The organism is Microbacterium sp. HMWF026 (assembly GCF_003061325.1).
GTDB classification, from domain to species: Bacteria; Actinomycetota; Actinomycetes; order Actinomycetales; family Microbacteriaceae; genus Microbacterium; species Microbacterium testaceum_E.
In genome coordinates, this window is the sequence record NZ_QAJB01000210.1 from 1 (window position 1) to 4,985 (window position 4,985).

Here is a 4,985-nt window from a genome sequence, read left to right on the forward strand (position 1 = left end):
GCGGCGGCATGGGCGGGGGCAACATGGTCGGCGGCATGCTCGGCGGCCTGGTCATCGGCTCGCTGCTCGGCGACATCTTCGACGGCTGACGCCCGCACGCGAAACGCACGACGCCCCCGGCCGAGGCCGGGGGCGTCTGTCTGCGCTCAGCGGATCACGAAGCGACCTGCGCGGCGGGCGGTGCCTGCGTCGCGAGCGCGATCACTCCGTAGTCCCAGCCCTTGCGGCGGTAGACGACGCTCGGCTGATCGTTGCGGGCGTCGATGAACAGGAAGAAGTCGTGTCCGACGAGCTCCATGCGGTCGACGGCGTCTTCGACCGTCATCCACTCGGCCCCGAACTCCTTCTGCCGGATGACGACGGGCGAGTACTCCTCTTCTTCGACCTCGGCGTTCTGGATCGGCACCTCGCCCGTGGCGACCGCGCGCAGCACCTCGACCGAGGCGGGCTCGACGTCGATACCGGACAGCTCGCCGGTGCCCTTCTCGAACTTGGCACCGCGGGGGTGGTTGCGGGCGTCGACGCGCTTGTCCTTGGCGCGACGCACCTGCTCCGAGATCTTGTCGACCGCCAGGTCGAGAGCGGCGAACTTGTCGGCGTCCGTGGCCTCGGCCCGGACGACGGGACCCTTGCCGTCGAGCGTGAGCTCGACCGTATCGTCCTCCATGCGACCGTTGCGATAGGAGCGGTGCGTCACCTTGACCTCGAGGGCCTGCGCTCGCGGCGCCAGGTGCTCGATGCGGCTGACCTTCTCTTCGACCACCGAGCGGAAACGATCGGTGATACCGACTCCCACGCCGACGATGTTGGTGTCCATCCGTGACCTCCTTGTTCCGGGTTCCGCCCGGTCTAAGGGCGGAACGTCCGTCGCCTTCAGTCATCCTTACGCTAGTGGCCGGTCATGCTCCTGTCACGTGGCAATCACCTCGGATTCCCCTGCGGTTCCTCTGCGGATCCGTCGCGCCTCGGCGTGTGCGCCAGCGCGACGGCCACGACGTGGTCCGCTCCCGCCGCGCGCAGCGCGCGATCGGCCTCGACGAGGGTCGCCCCGGTGGTGACGACGTCGTCGACCACCACCACGACCCCGCCGTCGATCGGCCGGGCTTCGAGGGCGCCCGCCACGTTCGCGCGCCGCTCGGTGCGGCCGAGTCCGCGCTGATCGCGCGGCGTCCGCGCCACCCGCAGCAGGCGCTCGGACCGTAGACCGCTCGCCCGCACGAGGAGCTCGACGGGTCGATGACCGCGCCGCCGGAACGCCGCGCGCGACGAGGGCACGGCCGTGACCCGCACGACGGGGCGGACGCCGTGCGCGCCCACGGCCGCACGCACCGCGGCCGCGAGCGCGGGGCCCAGCGCCCGGGCGAGCGAGGTCCGTCCCTCCTCTTTCAGCGCGCGGATCGTCCGCGCCGCGACGCCGTCGAACGCCAGGGCCGCGGTGACGACCACCCCCGATGAGACGGAGCGGCGTTGGATCCGCGGAACGAGGGCGAAGCGGCATCCCTCGCACAAAGAGACGTCCGCCGCTCCGCACCCCGCGCAGGACAGGGGCAGCCAGAACGTCAGCGCCTCGGAGAGGGAGCGAAGGATCCACCGCATCCCATCACGGTGGCCGACTCCGGGGTCGCGGTGAGGCGACGAGACGCCCGACCGGGGAGAACGGGCCCGGTGGTCCCGCCGGGGAGGAGGGTCAGGACGTCGTGCCCTGCTGGGCGGCGAGAACGCGGATGCCGGATGCCACCAGCGTCCACGAGCTGCCGCGCCGACTGTAGAGGCGCCCCTGGTCGTCGAGCACGCGCACGCTGGTGCTGCCGGCGGCCAGGATGAGCGCACCGTCGGGAGCCGCCGCCTCGGTGCCGCGCCCTCCCACGTTGAGCTCGCGCAACCGGCTCGCGCCGTCGACGGTGGCCAGAACGCCCACGGTGGTGTCGTCGAGCCACGCCAGATCGAACGCCCCCTGCTGCGAGAACGAGAGCACGTGGGGCGCGCCGAGCTCGACCGTGCCGTTCTCGCGCTCGATCCCGGCCAGCCACACCTCGCGCGTCCCCGAGACGGTGACGATCGCGGCCACGCGCGTTCCGTCGCGCGAGATCTGCATGGCCGTGATCTCGGAGGCGTCCGGCCAGGCGTTGCCGACCTCGCGCGGCACCCCCTCGGCCGTGATGACGCGCACCTGCGTCGGCGACGCCGAGGGCACGCTCCAGATGGCCCCCTCACCGTCGATCGAGGGCGCGATCAGGCCCGGGCGCTCGTCCAGCAGGAACGTGCGTCCGTCGCTCAAGGCGCTGGCGACGTCTCCGTCCTGCGATCGCACCGCTGCGAGGCTGCGGTCGGCCTCGAGCTCCACCGATGCCGGCAGCAGAGACTCCACGGCATCCGACAGGCCGTTGATCGGTTCGACGGCGTCGCCCGACAGCGAGCCGAAGACACCGAGCGCGGTGAGAACAGCCGGCGCCGGATCGACCCGGGTCACGCGCACGGGCACCTCGGATGCCGTGACGGGCGCGCCGTCCACGGTCATCTGCACGTCGCTGATCCCGGCGCTCGACAGACTGCGCACGAGCTGCGTCTGCATGCGGTCCAGGGTCGTGCGGTCCAGGCTCAGCGCCGCCTGCGGCAGCTGCACCTGCGCGACTCCGCCCGACGACAGCGTCACCGAGCGTCCCACGAGCGACAGCTCGTCCGGGAAGGCCGATTTGACCGCGCCGGCGAGCCACGGGCTGGGCTGCCCGTCGACCAGGGCGGTCGCGACGCGGCTGGCCACCAGCGGGCGCGGGAACCACCGGACGTCCGGGACGATGAAGCTCCACGTCGGATCGAAGTACGCGACGGATGCCGACTGGTAGACGGTCGGGAACACCTCTTCGTACAGCACCACGCCGTCCGGCGCGGAGGTGATACGCCACTGCCCTTCGACCTGCGCGAGGGTGAAATTCAACGTCTCGCTCACCCCCGACGCGGACGGCGCGTAGGCGCCGGTGGCATCCACTCCGGCGACCGTGGTCAGCGCCACCGTGACACCCGTGCCGTCCGAGGTCGCGGCCGCGCGGCGGTCCGAGAGGCGGTCGATGGTGACGCGGGCGCGCGGGTCCCAGGAGGTGCCCGGCGCGAGGAACATCTTGGCCGTGGCCCAGTCGTCGGTGGGACCGGATCCGGCCCGCAGGAACCCCTCGACGATGTCGGCCGGGGCCGCCCCGTCCTGGGGGCCGTCGGGCACGAAGGCGAAAGCCTGCGTGTCGTCGGTCTGAGGTCCTCGACCCGGGTTGACGTATCCCGAGGTGGGAAGGCCCGTGCAGGCGGCGAGCGCGAGCACCAGCGCGAGGCTGACGAGGGCGAGCGCGCGTCTCATGTCGTCCTCCGGATGCCGGGGCGGGTGGCGATGGGTTGGGTCAGGCCGAACGCCTCGAGGGCGCCGCCCTGCTCGTCGTCCGGGACGAGCGGCAGGGGCGAACTGTTCACGGGCCGACCGTTGCGCGGGAGCGTCAGGACGAAGTTCGACCCGCGTCCGGGTTCGGACCACACCGCCAGGGTGCCGCCGTGCAGGCGCGCATCGCCGAGGGCGATCGACAGACCCAGACCCGTTCCGCCGATCGTGCGGACGCGCGAGGGGTCGGCCCGCCAGAAGCGGTCGAACACGCGCTCGACGTCGTCGGGGCGCATGCCCAGGCCGAAGTCGCGCACGCCGAGGGCGACGGCATCCCGATCGCTGTCCACCGACACCACGATGGGGCGTCCTTCGCCGTGCTCGATCGCGTTGCCGAGCAGGTTGCGGACGATGCGCCGCACGCGTCGGGCGTCCATCTCGACCGGGGTGTACCCGCCCGGCGCGACGAGGCGGACGTCGGAGCCGTGTCCCTCGGCCAGCTGCTCCATCGACAGGATGACGTCCTCGGCCAGGTGGGCGAGGCTCGTCGCCTCGAGCTCGAGCTGGACGGACCCGGCGTCGTAGCGGCTGATCTCGAGCAGATCGGTCAGCAGCACCTCGAAGCGCTGCACCTGGGCGTGCAGCAGCTCGGCCGCGCGACCCGTCGCGGGATCGAACTCCTCGCGCTGGTCGTTGATCATGTCGGCCGCGAGACGGATCGTCGTCAGCGGCGTGCGCAGCTCGTGCGAGACGTCCGACACGAAACGCTGCTGCACGAGCGAGAGGTCGGCGAGCTCTTTGATCTGCGACTCGATGCTGTCGGCCATGGCGTTGAACGAGCGGTTCAACGTCGCCAGCTCGTCCTCGCCGCGGACGGGCAGCCGCACGCCCAGATCGCCCGCCGCGAGCTTCGCGCTGGTCTCGGCGGCATCCGCGATCGGCGTCGTCACCGAGCGCAGCACGAACCAGGCGATCGCCCCGATGAGCACGACCAGGACGAGGCCGACCACCCACAGCAGCACCTGCACGAAGGCGAGCGTCTGCGAGGCGCTGGTCAGGTCGTACCCCATGTACAGCTCGTAGTAGTCGACGCCGTCCTCGGCGGGGAAGCGCAACTGGTGCCCCACCAGGATGCCGGGCACGTCGCGCCCGTTGTCGGCGGGAAGCGCCACCGACTGCCACCACTGCAGGTCGGGGCTCGACTGCACCTGGGTGCGCAGCGCCTCGGTGACCAGCCGGGACTGGAACGCGGGCGAGATGAACGGCTGCGGGGCCAGCGGCGAGGGCGGACCGATGCGGTACAGCGCGATCAGATCGCTCGAGGACTGCTGCGACAGGCGCGTGGCGATGCCGTTCATGAGCGTCTGCGCCGCCGCGGGGTCGGTGGAGTCCACCGCCGCGTCGAGGGTCGCCTGCGCCGCCGCCGTGGCCCGCTGCGCCTCGAGCAGCACCTGGTCCTTGCGGGCGGTGAAGAGCTCGTTCTGGATGACGAGGGCCATCGCGACGCACGTCACGAGGATCGTCACGGCGGTCAGTGTGACGGTGATGACGATTGTGCGGAAGCGCAGCGACCGACGCCAGAGCGTCGCGAGACGGTCCCGCATCGCCCGCCAGTCCCGCACAC

General features: G+C 71.9%; 4 protein-coding genes. All 4 read right to left on the reverse strand.

Annotated features, from left to right (window positions below; genetic code table 11):
• Positions 1-154 precede the first annotated feature (154 nt).
• The 4 genes from hpf to mtrB all read right to left on the reverse strand — a co-directional run bounded on the left by hpf (position 155) and on the right by mtrB (position 4,983).
• On the reverse strand, positions 155-817 hold the full coding sequence (hpf, locus tag DBR36_RS08745) for a ribosome hibernation-promoting factor, HPF/YfiA family (RefSeq protein WP_108318602.1): 663 nt from the start codon (positions 815-817) through the stop codon (positions 155-157).
• A gap of 104 nt (positions 818-921) precedes the next feature.
• A complete protein-coding gene (locus DBR36_RS08750; protein WP_108318604.1) occupies positions 922-1,596 on the reverse strand; it encodes a ComF family protein in 675 nt (224 codons plus the stop codon).
• Positions 1,597-1,687: 91 nt separating this feature from the next.
• Complete coding sequence (locus tag DBR36_RS08755) at positions 1,688-3,346, reverse strand: LpqB family beta-propeller domain-containing protein (protein ID WP_108318606.1); 1,659 nt, start codon at positions 3,344-3,346, stop codon at positions 1,688-1,690.
• Positions 3,343-4,983: an MtrAB system histidine kinase MtrB gene (mtrB, locus tag DBR36_RS08760; protein ID WP_108318608.1), complete on the reverse strand. Its 1,641-nt coding sequence runs from the start codon at positions 4,981-4,983 to the stop codon at positions 3,343-3,345. The genes DBR36_RS08755 and mtrB overlap by 4 nt, the downstream gene beginning before the upstream one ends.
• Between the last annotated feature and the right edge of the window lie 2 nt (positions 4,984-4,985).

What these genes read in the sequence shown, in the direction of transcription:
- hpf (WP_108318602.1), bottom strand. Translation starts at nt 817, where the DNA reads ATGGACACCAACATCGTCGGCGTGGGAGTCGGTATCACCGATCGTTTC.
- DBR36_RS08755 (WP_108318606.1), bottom strand. Translation starts at nt 3,346, where the DNA reads ATGAGACGCGCGCTCGCCCTCGTCAGCCTCGCGCTGGTGCTCGCGCTC.
- DBR36_RS08750 (WP_108318604.1), bottom strand. Translation starts at nt 1,596, where the DNA reads ATGCGGTGGATCCTTCGCTCCCTCTCCGAGGCGCTGACGTTCTGGCTG.